The following is a 14,576-nucleotide window of genomic DNA, read 5'->3' as shown; positions in this document are numbered from 1 at the left end:
CACTACGGAGAGATAACGTGCTGATCATGAGTTTGCCGCGGCGGATCAGCCCAGCCGTGGTGGTGAACACCGCGCTCGCCACCACGCTGCTGGCCGTCCTCGCCGCCGGCGACGCGGGGCCGTTGGGGCTGACGCCGGACGACGTGGGGTCCTCGCTCGGCGCGGCGGACCCCGCGGCACCCGGGCCCGTGTGGGAGCGGGCCGGTGCCGCGCCGCGGTCGCTCCAGCCGCCGGACGGGGCGACCGCGCTGCTGACCGAGGCCGTGGCGCCGCTGATCGCCGAGGGTGACACCCGGCTGTCCGTCGCCGTGGTCTCCCTGGAGACCGGCGCGAGCGCCGCGTACGGCGACGACCTGTACGACACCGCCAGCATCGCCAAGGTGGACATCCTGGCCGTCCTGCTCCTCCAGGCGCAGGACGAGGGGCGGCAGCTGACCCAGGCGGAGCGGCAGAGCGCCGAGGTCATGATCCAGCGCAGCGACAACGCGGCGGCCGACGAGCTGTGGCGGTCCATAGGCGGCGCCCCGGGGCTGGACGCGGCCAACGAGCGGCTCGGCCTGACCGAGACGACCGGCGGCCCGGACGGCCACTGGGGTCTGACCCAGACCACGAGCGCGGACCAGATAGCCCTGCTGCGGGTGGTCTACGGCGACGACTCGCCGCTGGACGCCGCGTCGCGGTCGTACATACGGGAGCTGATGGCCGGGGTGGTGCCCGGCCAGCGGTGGGGGATATCGGCGGCGGCCGACGAGGCGTTCGAGCTGAAGAACGGCTGGCTGCCGCGGACCCGGACCGGCCTGTGGGACGTCAACAGCATCGGCCGCGTCACCTCGGGGGGAGAGGAGTATCTCGTGGCCGTCGTCTCCGACGGCCACCTCACGCACGCCGACGGCATAGCCGTCGTGGAGACCGCCGCCGTCGCCGCCGTGGACGCGCTCAGTACGGGAGCCCGGACCGGCCAGCGGCCTGGCGTCTGACCTTCCCCCGCAGGCGGGCGATCCCGCCGACCAGCGCCGCCGAGGCGCCCAGCAGCAGCACACCGAGCGCGCCCGCCACGGGCGCGAGCCACGCCACGCCGCCCGAGCCGGACTCCACCGGGCGCGGGCCGGGCCCGAAGTACTCCTCCGCGTAACTCTCCACCGCCACCGCCGAGTCGGCCGTGATCACCTCCGCCGCCGCCAGGGCCGCCGCCGGGTCGACGACGCCGCTGCCCAGCGCGTCGTCGCGGCCGGCCTCCGGCGGGTTCTGCGCGGTGTCGGTGAGGAGCCGCCGTACCTGGACCGGGGAGAGGTCGGGGTAGGCGGCGCACAGCAGCGCGGCCGAGCCGGAGACGAACGCCGCCGCCGCCGACGTTCCCCAGCCGGTGTAGTAGTCGCGGTCGGGGTCGGCCACGATGACGTCCTTGCCCGGCGCGCTGAGGGTGGCGTACCAGCGGCGGGTGGAGAACTCGGCGGGGCTGCCGCTCCGGTCGACGGCCGCGACGGCGATCACGCCGGGGTAGCCGGCCGGGTAGGAGACGGGGTCGCCGTTCTCGCCGCCGTTGCCCGCCGAGGCCACCACCACCGCGCCCTCGGCCAGCGCGTAGCGGACGGCCGCGTCCTCCTCGGGGTCGGGATGGGCGGACTCGCTGTCGTCGCCCAGGGAGAGGTTGATGACGTCGGCGCCGTGGTCGGCCGCCCAGCGGATGCCCTCGGCGAGCGCGCCCGAGCGCGTCTCCCGGGCCTCGTCGCGATCGGGGTCGTCGTCCTCCAGCAGCACCCGGACGGGCAGGATCTCGGCCTGGGGGGCGACGCCGAGCACGCCGTCGCCACCGTCGGCGCCGTGTCCGCGACCGGCGATGATGGCGGCCATCGCGGTGCCGTGCTCGGCCCATTGGGGGTCGCCGCGCTCGGCGCCCATGCCGACGAAGTCCTGTCCGTCCAGCACCGCGCCCGTCAGGTCGGGGTGGGAGGCGTCGACGCCGGTGTCGAGCACGGCGACGGTGACGCCGGCGCCGCGCGTGGTCTCCCAGGCGTCCGGGGCGTTGATCGCGTCCAGCGCCCACTGCTGCTGGTCGCGGATGGAGTCGGCGCTCGCGGGCGCGGTGCCGAGCGGCGGGCCGGCGGCGAGCAGCGCCCCGAAGGCGAGGGCGGCGAGCAGCTTGCGCGGGCGGCGCGGGCGGCGCGGGGTCATTGGGGCTCCTGGGCGGCCTGCCGGGCGGCCGTCGCGCGCAGGCCGCGCTCGACCCGGTCCGCGACGGCCTCGGCGTCGTGGCCGAGGCCGGCGAGCGCGATGGTGGTGTGGTGGCCGTCGGCGGTGGCCTCGGCGGCCGGCTCGGGCTCGGAGACGGCGCGGCCGTCGGCGAATCCAGTGACCGTGTAGGCCACGACGGGCAGTTCGGGGACGACCCGGATGCTCCAGGAGCCGCGCTGCGCGTCTCCGAAGTCCTCGGCGGGGGTCCCGGGAACGGGGAAGGGGCGGGGCATCAGATCGGGCCGGGTGGCCAGGCTGTCGGCGGTGAGCCGTTCGCTCAGCGCGGCCATGCCGGTGGTGTCCGCCTCGGTGAAGAGCAGTCCGACCGTGGTCACGTTGGTCGCGGTCTCGTCGGTGTAGGTGGCGCGGACCAGGCGGTGGCAGCCGACCGACGCGAGCGCGTCGGCGAGCAGCGGGTCGAACGCCCGGTCGCAGCCGCTGTCGGGGGCGACCGCCACCCGTATCCAGCGCCGGTCGGCGCCGCCCGGTCCGGCCTCCTCGGCGGCGAGCTCGGGCGGGAACAGCTCGTCCACGGGGACTTCGCGCCACAGCGCCCGGCCCTCGTCGAACGCGACCTGCGCGGCGGTGCGGTCGTCGCCGTCACCGGCCAGCCACGTTCCGGCGGCGGCCCCGCCGAGCAGCCCGGTGCCGAGCACAAGACAGATCACCGCGCCGATCAGCCGGGTGGAGGCGCTCACCGTGGCGGCGCGGGCGGTGAGGGCGGTGAGGGCCGCGTGGACCCGGACGGCCGGGGCGGGTCGGGGCGGCGCGGAGGGCCTCGGCGGCACGGGCGGGACCGGAGGCGTCAGGGGCGGAAGCTGTGAACTTCGCGGTCCCTGCTCGGTGTTCATCGGCACACTCCCCGGCCAGCCCGCGTCCCGCTGATCTCGCTCGACTGGGGTCACTCTACGGTCGCGACCTCAGACTTCGGTACCGGGTGCGCCGGAGACGGCCCGGGCGCCGAGCACCACACGATCCAGATCGGCCACCGGCGGAGCGTCGTCCCCGATGTCGAATCCGAGCCGGATCACGATCAGGTCGCCGGAGCCGTCGGGAGCGGGAAAGGCGACGGATTCCACGTACGCCCGGGTGCCCGCCTCGGTCTCGATCCGGCTCCGGACGCGGTAGCCCTCCTGCCCCGCGACGGTCACCTCCTCGGCGAGGACCCGCTGCGAGCCGGTGACGCCCCCGTACGCCTCGTCGTTGTAGGACTCGCGCTCGTTCTCGCCGATGTCGGCGGCCACGACCTCCTCGGCGGGGACGCTCGCCATCCCGGGCAGGACGAAGAGGAACGCGCCACCGCTGACGCACCGCAGGCTCTCGTCCCGGGGGCAGGGGTACGCCCCGGAGGTCACGGCGACGCCGTCGGTCAGCTCGCCCTCCGTCCAGCCGTCGAGCAGGGGCAGGGCGACGCCGCCGGCCGCCGCTTCGGTGAACCCGGCCGCGCCACCGCCCGGATCGCCGGACTCCCCGTCCGGATCCGGCCGTTCGTCGTCCTGGCCCGGCTCGTCCTCGGGCGTCCCGTCCCCGGGGGCGCCGCCGGCGTCGCCGGGATCCTCCTCCGCCGAGGCGCTCGGCCCGTCGGCGCGTTCGTCTCCGTCTCCGCCGCCGTCTCCGTCGCCGCCGCCGAGGAGCAGCACGGCGGTGACCGCCAGGGCGGCGGCCACGGCCACGCCGCCGGTCACGACCGCGGCGACCACGCCCCGGCGGCGCCCGGGCGGCGACGACGGCGAGGGCGGCGGCGGGCCGAACGGCTGGTATCCCGGGGGCGCCAGGGACACCGCGGGGGCCGCCGGGGAGCCGCCGCCGACGGCCCGGGTTTGACCGGTCCAGGCGGAGCCGTCCCACCACCGCTCCAGCGCGGGCCCGGCGTTGGAGTGGCCGGGGTCGGGGTACCAACCGGGCGGAGTCGTCATGCTCACCCGGTGAACCTCTCACAGCCGCGCCCGCCCCGGCCAGCACCGATCCGGCTGCGTCCGATCCCGTCCGGCCGTATCCGGCCGCTTCCCCTCGCGATGTGGCTACAAGGGCGTCACATACGCGCCCGAGATGCCGCCGTCCACCAGGAAGTCGGCGGCGTTGACGAACGACGAGTCGTCGCTGGCGAGGAAGGCCACAGCGGCGGCGATCTCCTCCGGCTCGGCGAACCGCCCCACCGGCACGTGGACCAGCCGGCGCGCGGCGCGCTCCGGGTCCTTGGCGAACAGTTCCTTCAGCAGCGGGGTGTTGACCGGCCCGGGGCACAGGGCGTTGACGCGGATGCCCTCGCGGGCGAACTGCACGCCCAGCTCCCGGGACATCGCGAGCACGCCGCCCTTGGAGGCGGTGTAGCTGATCTGGGAGGTGGCGGCGCCCATCACGGCGACGAACGAGGCGGTGTTGATGATGGAGCCCTTGCCCTGGCGGCGCATGTAGGGGATGACGGCCTTGCAGCACAGGAAGACCGAGGTGAGGTTGGTCCGCTGTACCCGCTGCCAGGCGTCCAGCCCTGTGGTGAGGATGGAGTCGTCGTCGGGCGGCGAGATACCGGCGTTGTTGAACGCGATGTCGACCGAGCCGTAGGTGTCGTGGGCAGCCTTGAACAGCGCCTCGACCTGCTCCTCGTCGGTGACGTCGGTCGGCACGTACCGGCCGCCGGTCTCGGCCGCGGCGGCCTCGCCCCGCTCGGTGTCCACGTCCGCGCAGACCACGTGGGCGCCCTCGGCGGCCAGCCGGCGGGCGGTCGCCAGGCCGATGCCGCTGCCCGCCCCCGTGACGACGGCGGTGCGGCCCACGAGGCGGCGGCATACGGCGGTGGTCTCGGTCACTGCGGTCCCCTTGTCGTTCGGTGCTCGGTGCTCGGTGCTCGGTGCTCGGTGCTCGGTGCTCGGTGCTCGGTGGTCGATGCCCGGTGCTTGGTGGTCGATGCTCAGTGCTCGGTGCTTGGTGGTCGATGCTCAGTGCTCAGTGCTCAGTGCTCGGTGTCGAGGAAGACGTTCTTGGTCTCGGTGAACGCGGCCAGGGCGTCCGGGCCCAGCTCGCGGCCGAGCCCCGACTGCTTGAACCCGCCGAAGGGCGTGGCGTAACGGACGCTGCTGTGCGAGTTGACCGACAGGTTGCCCGCGGCGACGGCGCGCGAGACGCGCAGCGCGCGGCCGACGTCCCGGGTCCAGATCGAGCCGGAGAGCCCGTAGTCGGTGGCGTTGGCCAGCCGGATCGCCTCCTCCTCGTCCGCGAAGGGGGTGACGACGGCGACCGGGCCGAAGATCTCCTCGGCGGCGGCCCGGTCGCCGGCCGCGCGCGCCTCCAGCACGGTCGCCGGATACCAGTACCCCGGGCCCGCCGGGACCTCACCGCGGATGGCGGCGGGCGCGTCCTCGGGGACGTAGGACCGCACGCGCTCGCGCTGCGCGGCGGAGATCAACGGGCCCAGGGCGGTGGCGGGATCGGCCGGGTCGCCGGCCCGGACGGCGTGCACGGCCGGCTCCAGCAGCTCCAGGAACCGGTCGTAGACGGCGTGTTGGACGAGAATACGGCTGCGGGCGCAGCAGTCCTGACCGCTGTTGTCGAGGAACGAGCCGGGCGCGGTGGCGGCGGCGCGCTCCACGTCGGCGTCGGCGAAGACGATGTTCGGGCTCTTGCCCCCGAGTTCGAGAGTCACGCGCTTCACCCGGGCCGCGCAGCGGGCCATGATGCCCTTGCCGACGGTGGTGGAGCCGGTGAACACCACCTTGGCGACGCCGGGATGGTCGACAAGGGCCGTGCCCGTGACCGGTCCGGCGCCGGGCAGCACCTGGAACAGGCCCGCGGGCAGCCCCGCGTCCAGGGCGAGTTCGGCCAGCCGCAGGGCGGTCAGTGGAGTGGTCTCGGCCGGTTTGAGCAGGACGGCGTTCCCGGCGGCGAGCGCGGGGGCGGTCCCCCAAGCGGCCACGGGCATCGGGAAGTTCCACGGGGCGATCACGGCGACGGTGCCGAGCGGCTCGTGGAAGGTGACGTCCAGGCCACCGGCGACCGGGATCTGACGGCCCGTCAGGCGCTCCACTCCCCCGGCGGCGTAGTCGAGCAGGTCACGGACGTTGCCCGCCTCCCAGCGGGCGTTGCCCAGCGGGTGACCGGCCTCCCGGACCTCCAGCAGCGCCAGTTCCTCGGCCGCCGTGTCCACGGCGGCGGCGAACCGGCGCAGCAGCCGGGCGCGGTCGGCGGGCGCGAGGGCGGCCCACCGCCGCTGGGCCGGCGCCGCGCGCCGGACGGCGGCGTCGACCTCGGCGGGGGTGGTCGCGGGGACGGTGGCGATCAGCTCCTCGGTGGCCGGGTTGACCACCCGGTGTTCGCGGACCTGCGGCTCGTCGTGCACGGCGATCGGTGTCCTCACATGCGCTCGAAGGAGCGGAACCGCTCCCAGTCGGTGACGGCGGAGTCGTAGGCGTCCTGCTCGACGCGAGCCATGTTGAGGTAGTGGTCCACCACCTCGTCGCCGAACGCCTCGCGGGCGAGCCGGCTACCGGCCCACAGCGCGGCGGCGTCGCGCAGGGTGGCCGGAACGCGGTCGGCGTCGCCCGTGTAGGCGTTCCCGGTCTCCGGCCCGGGGAGTTCGAGGCCGTGCTCGACGCCGTGCAGCCCGGCCGCGATCATGCCGGCCACCGCGAGGTAGGGGTTGACGTCCCCACCGGGGACCCGGTTCTCCATGCGCAGGGAGGGACCGTGGCCGACGACGCGCAGCGCGCAGGTGCGGTTGTCGGGGCCCCAGCCGACGGCGGTGGGGGCGAAGGAGCCGGCCCGGAAACGCTTGTAGGAGTTGACGTTCGGGGCGTGGAGCAGGCTCAGCTCGCGCAGGGCGGCGAGCTGTCCGGCGAGGAAGTGCCGCATCGTCGCCGACATGCCGCCGTACGGTCCGGCGGAGTCGGCGAAGACGGGCCGACCGTCCTCGTCGCGCAGCGAGAAGTGGATGTGGCAGGAATTGCCCTCGCGCTCGTCGTACTTGGCCATGAACGTCAGGGCCACGCCCTCCTGGGCGGCGATCTCCTTGGCGCCGGTCTTGTAGACGCTGTGCTGGTCGCAGGTGGTAAGGGCGTCGGCGTAACGGAAAGCGATCTCGTGCTGGCCCAGGTTGCACTCGCCCTTGGCGGACTCGACGGTGAGCCCCGCGGCGCCCATCTCGTTGCGGATACGGCGCAGCAGCGGCTCGACGCGGCCGGTGCCGAGCACCGAGTAGTCGACGTTGTACTGGTTGGCCGGGGTCAGGCCCCGGTAGGCCGCGTTCCAGGCGTCCTCGTAGGTGTTCTTGAAGACCATGAACTCCAGCTCGGTGCCCACGAAGGCGGTCCAGCCGCGCTCGGCCAGCCGGTCGAGCTGGCGGCGCAGGATCTGGCGGGGCGAGACGGCCACGGGCGAGCCGTCGTGCCAGGCGAGGTCGGCGGTGATCATGGCGGTGCCGGGGTGCCAGGGGACGCGGCGCAGGGTGGCGGGGTCGCCGTGCAGGGCGAAGTCGCCGTAACCGCGCTCCCAGGAGGACATGGCGTATCCGTCGACGGTGTTCATGTCGGCGTCCACGGCGAGCAGGTAGTCGCAGCCCTCGGTGCCGTGGGGCAGGACCTCGGTGAGGAAGAAGCGGGCGGCGAACCGCTTGCCCTGGAGCCTGCCCTGCATGTCGGTGAAGGCGAGGACGACGGTGTCGAGCTCGCCGAGGTCGACCAGACCTCTCAGCTCCTCGATGGACAGCGGGGGTGTGCGGATCGCCACGTCTGCGGCCTCCTGTCGCTTCAGCCGGAGGCCATAAGGTATCCACGCAGACCATTGATTGGGAAGTAGGTCCGATGGACGACGGCGTGGACGGCGGTGGCGGGGCGGCGGACGCGGCGGCCTGGCCGGCCGGGGTGCTGCGGCCGGTGCGGACGGGCAACGGGTTCGAGGAGGCGTTGCGGCAGATACTCCAGGTGCTGCGGCTCGGCCTGGTGCCCGGTGGTGGACGGCTGCCCGCCGAACGCGAGCTGGCGCCGCTGCTCGGCGTCAGCCGGGTCACGCTGCGCGAGGTGCTGAAGGTGCTCGCGGACGAGGGTCTGGTGGAGAGCCGGCGCGGCCGGTACGGCGGGACGTTCGTGCGCCGCCGCCCCGAGCCCGCGGGCGGCGGCGCCGGGGAGGAGGAGCTGCGGCGGCGGATCGCCGGGGCCGACGTGGAGGACACGCTGCGGCTGCGCGAGGTGCTGGACGTGGGCGCGGCCGGGCTGTGCGCGGCCGACGGGCTCGACGCGGGGGCGGCGGGGCGGCTGCGCGCGGCGCTGGCCGGGACGGGCGAGACACCGCTGACCGAGTACCGCCGCGCGGACACCTTGCTGCACCTGACGCTCGCGGAGCTGTCGGGCTCGCCGTCGCTGGCCGCCCAGTACGCGGCGGTGCGGGCCACCCTGAACGGCCTGCTGGACTGTGTCCCGCTGCTGGTGCGGCACCTGGAACACTCGCAGGCACAGCACACCGCCCTGGTGGCGGCGGTGCTGGCGGGCGACGCGGACAGGGCGCGCGCGGTGATGCGCGAGCACTGCGCCGGGACGGCGGCCCTGCTGCGCGGCTTCCTGGCGTGACCCGGGACGTAACCGCCGTCTTACGGGGGGGGTCTTGCGCTCGGGCCGCCGGGACGGCAAAGGTATGCCGCTAGACCATTGCGGCGCGAGGCGGGAGCGGCCCATGACCGAAGGCACCGAGTCCGGCATACCCGAGGGGGACGACGCCTATCTCAGCCGTCGGACCCTGCGCACCGGCAGCGCGGGCCCGCTGCTGCTGACCGGGCTCGGGGTGGCGTACGTCGTCTCGGGCGACTACGCCGGCTGGAACTTCGGCCTGGCCGAGGGCGGCTTCGGCGGGCTGGCGGTGGCGTCCGTGCTGATGGGCCTGATGTACACCTGCATGGTGTTCGCGCTGGCCGAGCTGGCGTCGGTCCTGCCGACGGCGGGCGGCGGTTACGGCTTCGCGCGCCGCGCGCTCGGCCCGTGGGGCGGCTTCCTGACCGGGACGGCCATCCTCATCGAATTCGTGCTGGCCCCGGCGGCGATCGCGATCTTCATCGGCGACTACGTCGAATCCCTCGACCTGTTCGGCCTGACCTCCGGCTGGCCGGTCTACTTGGGCTGCTTCGTGATCTTCCTCGCCATCCACCTGTGGGGCGTGGGTGAGGCGCTGCGCTTCAGCCTGGTGGTGACGGCGATCGCGGTGGCCGCCCTGGTGGTCTTCGCCTGCGGCGCGTTCACGGACTTCAGCGCGGACTCACTCAACGACATCCCGGTGGACTCCGACGCGCTCGGATCCAGCTCCTGGCTGCCGTTCGGGCTGCTGGGCATCTGGGCGGCATTCCCGTTCGGCATGTGGTTCTTCCTCGGCGTGGAGGGCGTCCCGCTCGCGGCCGAGGAGACCAGGGACCCGGCCCGGACCCTGCCGAGCGCGATGGCCTGGGCGATCGGCGTGCTGCTGGTGCTGGCGGCGGTGACGTTCCTGGCCGCGTCGGGCGCGCGCGGCTCGGACGCCGTGCGGGAGGCGGGGAACCCGCTGGTGGCGGCGCTGGAGCCGCACGGCGAGACGACGGCGCTGAGCCGTTTCGTCAACTACGCGGGGCTCGCCGGCCTGGTGGCCTCGTTCTTCTCGCTGGTCTACGCCGGGTCCCGGCAGCTCTTCGCCCTCTCCCGGGCCGGCTATCTGCCGCGCTTCCTGTCGCTGACCAGCCGCCGCAATGCCCCGTACCTGGGCCTGCTGATCCCGGGCGCGCTGGGCTTCGGCCTGGCCGCGACGACCGGGGACGGTGCGCGGATGCTGAACGTCGCGGTGTTCGGCGCGGCGATCTCGTACTGCTTCATGACGCTGTCGCACATCGTGCTGCGCCGCCGCGAGCCGGACCTGCCGCGTCCGTACCGGACGCCGGGCGGCGTGGTCACCTCGGGCGTGGCGTTCATGCTCGCGCTGTCGGCGGTGGCGGCGACGTTCCTGGTGGACCGGGACGCCGCGTTCATCGCGCTGGGCGTGTACGCGGTGGCCGTCGCGTACTTCGCCTTCTACAGTCGGCACCGGCTGGTGGCCGCCGCTCCCGAGGAGGAGTTCGCGGCGCTGGCCGAGGCGGAGGCCGAACTCGCCCGTGAGTGAGAGGAGATCGCCGTGAACAGCGTGCCGGGGAGCGAACCGCCGCTGATCGGTGTCAGCACCTATCTGGAGGCATCGGTCCGCTGGGGCGTGTGGGACCAGCCCGCCGCCCTGCTGCCGGCCGGCTACCACCGGCTGGTGCAGCGGGCGGGCGGCGTGGCGGTGCTGCTGCCGCCGGACGCCGCCCCGGCGGCGGCCACGGCGGTGCTGGCGCGCCTCGACGGCCTGGTGATCGCCGGCGGCCCGGACGTCGACCCGGCCCGGTACGGCGCACCCCGCGACCCGCGCACCGGCCCGCCCGCGCCGGAGCGGGACGCCTGGGAGCTGGCGCTGATCGACGCGGCACTGGCCCGGCGGATGCCGCTGCTGGGCGTCTGCCGGGGGATGCAGCTGCTGAACGTGGCCCTGGGCGGCACCCTCCACCAGCACGTGGACGGCCACACCGGCCCACCGGGCGTCTTCGCGGAACACGAAGTGACCCCGGTCGCCGGCACCCTGCTGGCCGATGCCCTCCCGAACCCGATCCGGGTCCCCGCGTACCACCACCAGGCGGTGGCCGGACTCGGCTCGGGACTGATCGCCTCGGCCCACGCACCGGACGGCATGATCGAGGCGGTGGAACTGCCCGCCGCCGACGGCTTCGCCCTGGCCGTGCAATGGCACCCGGAGGCAGGCCACGACATCTCCGTGACGCACGCCCTGATCACGGCGGCACGCACCCCCTGACCCCGAAGCCGACCGCGGTCACCCGCCCTCACGGCGGCCACCGCACACCGGCGCACCACGGTTCCGCGACTCACGAACAACCCGACGGGCCCATGGCCCCCGACCGGAATCACCCGCCCCGAACGAACCGGCCCCACGCATCGTGATCGCGCCCCCAGTCCCCAGTCCCCAGGCACCGGGGCACCGGGCAACCGACCGGGCCAGGTCGGGACTTCCCGCTCTGACCGGCGGCTGGGGGACCAGGATCACGGCACCGGCCACGCCGCGAAACCGGACGGAACGCGCATGCCGCGACCGGGCCGGGGCAGCACTCACCGCCGTGACGGTGACACGGTGACACGGTGACACGGCATCGCGACGCGGCCACCACCGCCAGACCGGACCCCCGCCCGGGATCATCGACCCGCCGCGATGCCCCGCTCCCCCGCTCCCCCGTCCGCCGGGCCGCCGGGCCGCTCAGCGTGCCGCGTCGAGTGCGGCGGACAGCGCCGCCGGGGCCTCGGTCAACGACGGGCCGTACCACGTCAGATGGCGTCCGCTGACCAGAGCCGCGGGCAGCGTGGGGAACGCCTCGGGTCCGTCGTCCCGGGTGAACGCGTACGGCTCGTCGGGGAGCACCACCAGATCCGCCCGGCCCAGGGCGGTCAACTCCCCCAGAGGGACCCGCGGATACCGCTCCGGATGTCCGTCGTAGGCGTTCCGTATGCCGAGCCGGGCCAGCACGTCGCCCGCGAACGTGTCGCGGCCCAGCACCATCCACGGCCGCCGCCAGACCGGCACCACGGCGACGCGCCCGGGCCTCCCGGCCCGCACCGCCGCCCAGGCCGACTCCGCCTCGGCCAGCCACCCGGGCCGCGCCAGCCCGCAGCCGGCGACCAGCACCCGTTCCAGCTCCGCGAACGCCTGGGTCAGCGACCGCACTTCGGTGACCAGCACCTCGATACCCGCCGCGCGCAGCGCCGCCAGATCCGGGGCCCGGTTCTCCTCCTCGTTGGCGATCACCAGGTCCGGGCGCAGCGCCACCACCCGCGCCACGTCCGGATTCTTGGTGCCGCCGATCCGCGCCACGTCCAAGTCCGCGGGCCACTCGCACCAGTCGGTCGCGCCCACGAGCAGCTCCCGCGCCGTCGCGGCCACGGCCTCGGTCAGCGACGGCACCAGCGACACGACCCGCCGCACGGCCGTCACCGTTCCACCCCCGTCCCCGCGCGCGACCACGCGCGACCGCCCGGCAGCACCCGGGCCAGCCAGTGCGAACGCCCGGCGGCCAGCGGCGCGATCACGGCGAGGATGAGCACATAGCCCGCGATGAACGGCGACAGCCGCTCGTCCAGCCCGGCCCCCGCCGCCATGGTGGCGAGGATCAGGGCGAACTCCCCGCGCGCGAGCAGCGTGGTGGCCACATGGGCGGACGGCTTCGGCCCGAACCCGTAGATCCGCCCGGTCAGCAGCCCCGCCAGCAGGTTCATCGAGACGGTCACGAGCAGCGCGATCAGCACCGGCCAGATGACCGTCGGCAGATCGCCGGGGTCGATGGACAGGCCGAAGGCGAAGAAGAAGATCGCGGCGAAGGCGTCCCGCAGCGGGTGCACCATGTGCAGGATCCGCTCCCCCGAGCCGGTGTTGCCCAGGATCAGGCCGACCATGAACGCGGCGATGGCGTCCGCCACCCCGAACTTCTCGGCCACCCCGGCGACGAGCACGGCCGCGCCGAGAAAGGAGATCACCAGCAACTCGTCGTCCTTCGTCGCGAACATCCGGCCGACGATCCCCGTTCCCCAACGGGCGGCGACCGCCAGCAGCAGCAGGAAGCCGAATGCCTTCCCGAAGTCCCACACCGTCGAACCCAGGTTGTCCGCACCGGAGATGACCGGCTGCAGGGCCGCCAGATACAGGGCGAGGAAGACGTCCTCCACCACGATGATGCCCAGAATCGGCCTGGTCTCCGGGTTGTTGATGCGATTCAGGTCGACCAGCACCTTGGTGACGATCGCGGACGACGAGATTCCGAGGACCCCGGCGAGGACCAGCGCCTCCTCGGTGCCCCAGCCCAGGCCGAAGCCGAACGCCAGCCCGGCCCCCACGTTCAGCGCGAGATACGCGCCGCCCGCCGCCGCCATCTTCCGGCCGCCGCTCTTCAGATCGTCGATGTGGAATTCGAGCCCGAGGTAGAACAGCAACAGCACGAGACCGAGCGCCGAGAGCATCTCCAGCTCGTGCGGGTCCTCCACCAGCACATACCCGGGGGTGTTGGGGCCGAGCAGGATCCCGGCGAGGATGAACAGCGGGATGGTCGGCAGCCCGATGCGGCTGCCGAGCCGGGCGAGGACGGCGGCAGCGACGAAGGCGCCGCCCATGGCGAGCAGGGTGTCCGCGTGGATGGTTCCTCCTGGCGTGCGGCTGTCGGTCCGGGACCAAAAGAGTCAAGCCCAGGTCAAGAAAAGGTCAAAACTTAGCTTACCAAAGGACTTTTCCGGCCCGTTTCCCCTACCGGGGGCTCGCCGTGCCCGGCACCCGTCTTACGGCATGATCCCTGTGTGACCAGACGACTGATGCTGCTCGACACCGCCTCGCTCTACTTCCGGGCCTACTTCGGCGTCCCGGAGTCGGTGCGCGCCCCCGACGGCACGCCCGTCAACGCCGTGCGCGGCCTGCTGGACTTCGTCGCCCGCCTCGTTCTCGACCACCGGCCCGACGATCTCGTCGCCTGCTTCGACGACGACTGGCGCCCGGCCTGGCGGGTGGAGCTGATCCCCTCCTACAAGGCGCACCGCGTCGCCGAGGAGGCCCCGGACGGGCCGGACACCGAGGTCGTGCCCGACACCCTCTCGCCCCAGGTCCCGGTGATCGAGGAGGTCTTCGACGCCATCGGCATCACCCGGCTCGGCGCCCCCGGCTACGAGGCCGACGACGTCATCGGCACCCTCACCGGCCGGGCCACCGGGCCGGTGGACATCGTGACCGGCGACCGGGACCTGTTCCAGCTCATCGACGACGCGCGCGGCGTGCGCGTGCTCTACCCGGTGAAGGGCATGGCCAACCTGGCCGCGTTCGACGAGGCGGCGCTGCGCGAGAAGTACGGGGTCGACGGCCCCGGCTACGCCGATCTGGCGCTGCTGCGCGGCGATCCGAGCGACGGACTGCCGGGCGTTCCCGGTATCGGTGAGAAGACGGCCGCCAGGCTGCTGGAGCGCCACGGCGACCTGGCCGGCATCCTGGCCGCGCTGGACGAGCCGGGCGGCACCGCGTTCACCCCGGCGCAGCGCAAGCGCCTGACGGAGGCCAGGCCCTATCTGGCCGTCGCCCCCCGCGTGGTGCGGGTCGCGCGGGACGTGCCGCTGCCGGAGCGCGACGCGGCGCTGCCCACCGAGCCGCGCGCCCCCGAGGCCCTGGACGCGCTCAACGCGCGCTGGGGCCTCGGCGGCTCGCTCACCCGCCTGCTGACCTCCCTGCGGCCCTGAGCACCCGGGGACGGGCACGGGAAACCGCGCATCGGCCAACCGAGCACGGGCACAGCGCCG

At 74.2% G+C, this 14,576-nt stretch carries 13 protein-coding genes; 5 read left to right on the top strand and 8 right to left on the bottom strand.

Translation table 11 applies throughout. The features are described 5' to 3' along the window. Window positions 1–26 precede the first annotated feature (26 nt). Window positions 27–977, top strand: coding sequence for a serine hydrolase (locus OIE51_RS24540; protein ID WP_326600008.1), 951 nt, complete (start codon window positions 27–29; stop codon window positions 975–977). Here the strand turns inward: OIE51_RS24540 and mycP are convergent. The 6 genes from mycP to OIE51_RS24510 form a co-directional block, all read right to left on the bottom strand. Continuing rightward, window positions 937–2,172 (bottom strand): type VII secretion-associated serine protease mycosin, encoded by a 1,236-nt coding sequence (gene mycP, locus OIE51_RS24535; protein ID WP_326600007.1) that lies wholly within the window; start codon window positions 2,170–2,172, stop codon window positions 937–939. The genes OIE51_RS24540 and mycP overlap by 41 nt on opposite strands. Continuing rightward, window positions 2,169–3,020 (bottom strand): hypothetical protein, encoded by an 852-nt coding sequence (locus OIE51_RS24530; protein ID WP_326600005.1) that lies wholly within the window; start codon window positions 3,018–3,020, stop codon window positions 2,169–2,171. The genes mycP and OIE51_RS24530 overlap by 4 nt, the downstream gene beginning before the upstream one ends. Before the next feature lie 132 nt (window positions 3,021–3,152). Then, window positions 3,153–4,148, bottom strand: coding sequence for a DUF2510 domain-containing protein (locus OIE51_RS24525; protein ID WP_326600003.1), 996 nt, complete (start codon window positions 4,146–4,148; stop codon window positions 3,153–3,155). A 105-nt stretch (window positions 4,149–4,253) separates the two neighbouring features. Further along, window positions 4,254–5,039, bottom strand: a complete 786-nt coding sequence (locus OIE51_RS24520) for a 3-oxoacyl-ACP reductase (RefSeq protein ID WP_326600002.1) — start codon at window positions 5,037–5,039, stop codon at window positions 4,254–4,256. Window positions 5,040–5,182: 143 nt separating this feature from the next. After that, the gene (locus tag OIE51_RS24515) at window positions 5,183–6,583 is read right to left on the bottom strand and encodes an aldehyde dehydrogenase family protein (RefSeq protein ID WP_326600001.1); all 1,401 of its coding nucleotides are present in this window, start codon (window positions 6,581–6,583) and stop codon (window positions 5,183–5,185) included. Beyond that, window positions 6,580–7,950: a glutamine synthetase family protein gene (locus tag OIE51_RS24510; protein ID WP_326600000.1), complete on the bottom strand. Its 1,371-nt coding sequence runs from the start codon at window positions 7,948–7,950 to the stop codon at window positions 6,580–6,582. The genes OIE51_RS24515 and OIE51_RS24510 overlap by 4 nt, the downstream gene beginning before the upstream one ends. A 74-nt stretch (window positions 7,951–8,024) precedes the next feature. Here OIE51_RS24510 and OIE51_RS24505 point away from each other — a divergent pair, with 74 nt between their 5' ends. The 3 genes from OIE51_RS24505 to OIE51_RS24495 all read left to right on the top strand — a co-directional run bounded on the left by OIE51_RS24505 (window position 8,025) and on the right by OIE51_RS24495 (window position 11,055). Next, window positions 8,025–8,786: a FadR/GntR family transcriptional regulator gene (locus tag OIE51_RS24505; protein ID WP_326599998.1), complete on the top strand. Its 762-nt coding sequence runs from the start codon at window positions 8,025–8,027 to the stop codon at window positions 8,784–8,786. A gap of 103 nt (window positions 8,787–8,889) precedes the next feature. Then, a complete protein-coding gene (gene eat, locus OIE51_RS24500; RefSeq protein ID WP_326599997.1) occupies window positions 8,890–10,332 on the top strand; it encodes an ethanolamine permease in 1,443 nt (480 codons plus the stop codon). Between the two features lie 21 nt (window positions 10,333–10,353). Then, the gene (locus OIE51_RS24495; RefSeq protein WP_326600784.1) at window positions 10,354–11,055 is read left to right on the top strand and encodes a gamma-glutamyl-gamma-aminobutyrate hydrolase family protein; all 702 of its coding nucleotides are present in this window, start codon (window positions 10,354–10,356) and stop codon (window positions 11,053–11,055) included. Between the two features lie 456 nt (window positions 11,056–11,511). Here the strand turns inward: OIE51_RS24495 and OIE51_RS24490 are convergent, their stop codons facing one another. Both OIE51_RS24490 and OIE51_RS24485 read right to left on the bottom strand, forming a co-directional pair. Next, on the bottom strand, window positions 11,512–12,243 hold the full coding sequence (locus OIE51_RS24490; protein ID WP_326599996.1) for a helical backbone metal receptor: 732 nt from the start codon (window positions 12,241–12,243) through the stop codon (window positions 11,512–11,514). Then, complete coding sequence (locus tag OIE51_RS24485; RefSeq protein WP_326599995.1) at window positions 12,240–13,412, bottom strand: cation:proton antiporter; 1,173 nt, start codon at window positions 13,410–13,412, stop codon at window positions 12,240–12,242. The genes OIE51_RS24490 and OIE51_RS24485 overlap by 4 nt, the downstream gene beginning before the upstream one ends. A gap of 195 nt (window positions 13,413–13,607) precedes the next feature. On the opposite strand from OIE51_RS24485, the gene OIE51_RS24480 reads away from it, so the two are divergent. Next, window positions 13,608–14,516 (top strand): 5'-3' exonuclease, encoded by a 909-nt coding sequence (locus OIE51_RS24480; RefSeq protein WP_326600783.1) that lies wholly within the window; start codon window positions 13,608–13,610, stop codon window positions 14,514–14,516. Window positions 14,517–14,576 lie beyond the last annotated feature (60 nt).

Origin of the sequence: Streptomyces sp. NBC_01803, from assembly GCF_035917415.1 — a bacterium.
In the GTDB taxonomy this organism is placed as follows: domain Bacteria; phylum Actinomycetota; class Actinomycetes; order Streptomycetales; family Streptomycetaceae; genus Streptomyces.
Note: the sequence above shows the minus strand (reverse complement) of the source record. Positions and strands in the feature narration are given on the sequence as shown.

Bases quoted from the DNA above. Each gene is read 5' to 3' on its own strand.
- OIE51_RS24525 (WP_326600003.1), bottom strand. From the start codon at position 4,148: ATGACGACTCCGCCCGGTTGGTACCCCGACCCCGGCCACTCCAACGCC.
- OIE51_RS24540 (WP_326600008.1), top strand. From the start codon at position 27: ATGAGTTTGCCGCGGCGGATCAGCCCAGCCGTGGTGGTGAACACCGCG.
- eat (WP_326599997.1), top strand. From the start codon at position 8,890: ATGACCGAAGGCACCGAGTCCGGCATACCCGAGGGGGACGACGCCTAT.
- OIE51_RS24480 (WP_326600783.1), top strand. From the start codon at position 13,608: ATGCTGCTCGACACCGCCTCGCTCTACTTCCGGGCCTACTTCGGCGTC.
- mycP (WP_326600007.1), bottom strand. From the start codon at position 2,172: ATGACCCCGCGCCGCCCGCGCCGCCCGCGCAAGCTGCTCGCCGCCCTC.
- OIE51_RS24505 (WP_326599998.1), top strand. From the start codon at position 8,025: ATGGACGACGGCGTGGACGGCGGTGGCGGGGCGGCGGACGCGGCGGCC.
- OIE51_RS24485 (WP_326599995.1), bottom strand. From the start codon at position 13,412: ATGGGCGGCGCCTTCGTCGCTGCCGCCGTCCTCGCCCGGCTCGGCAGC.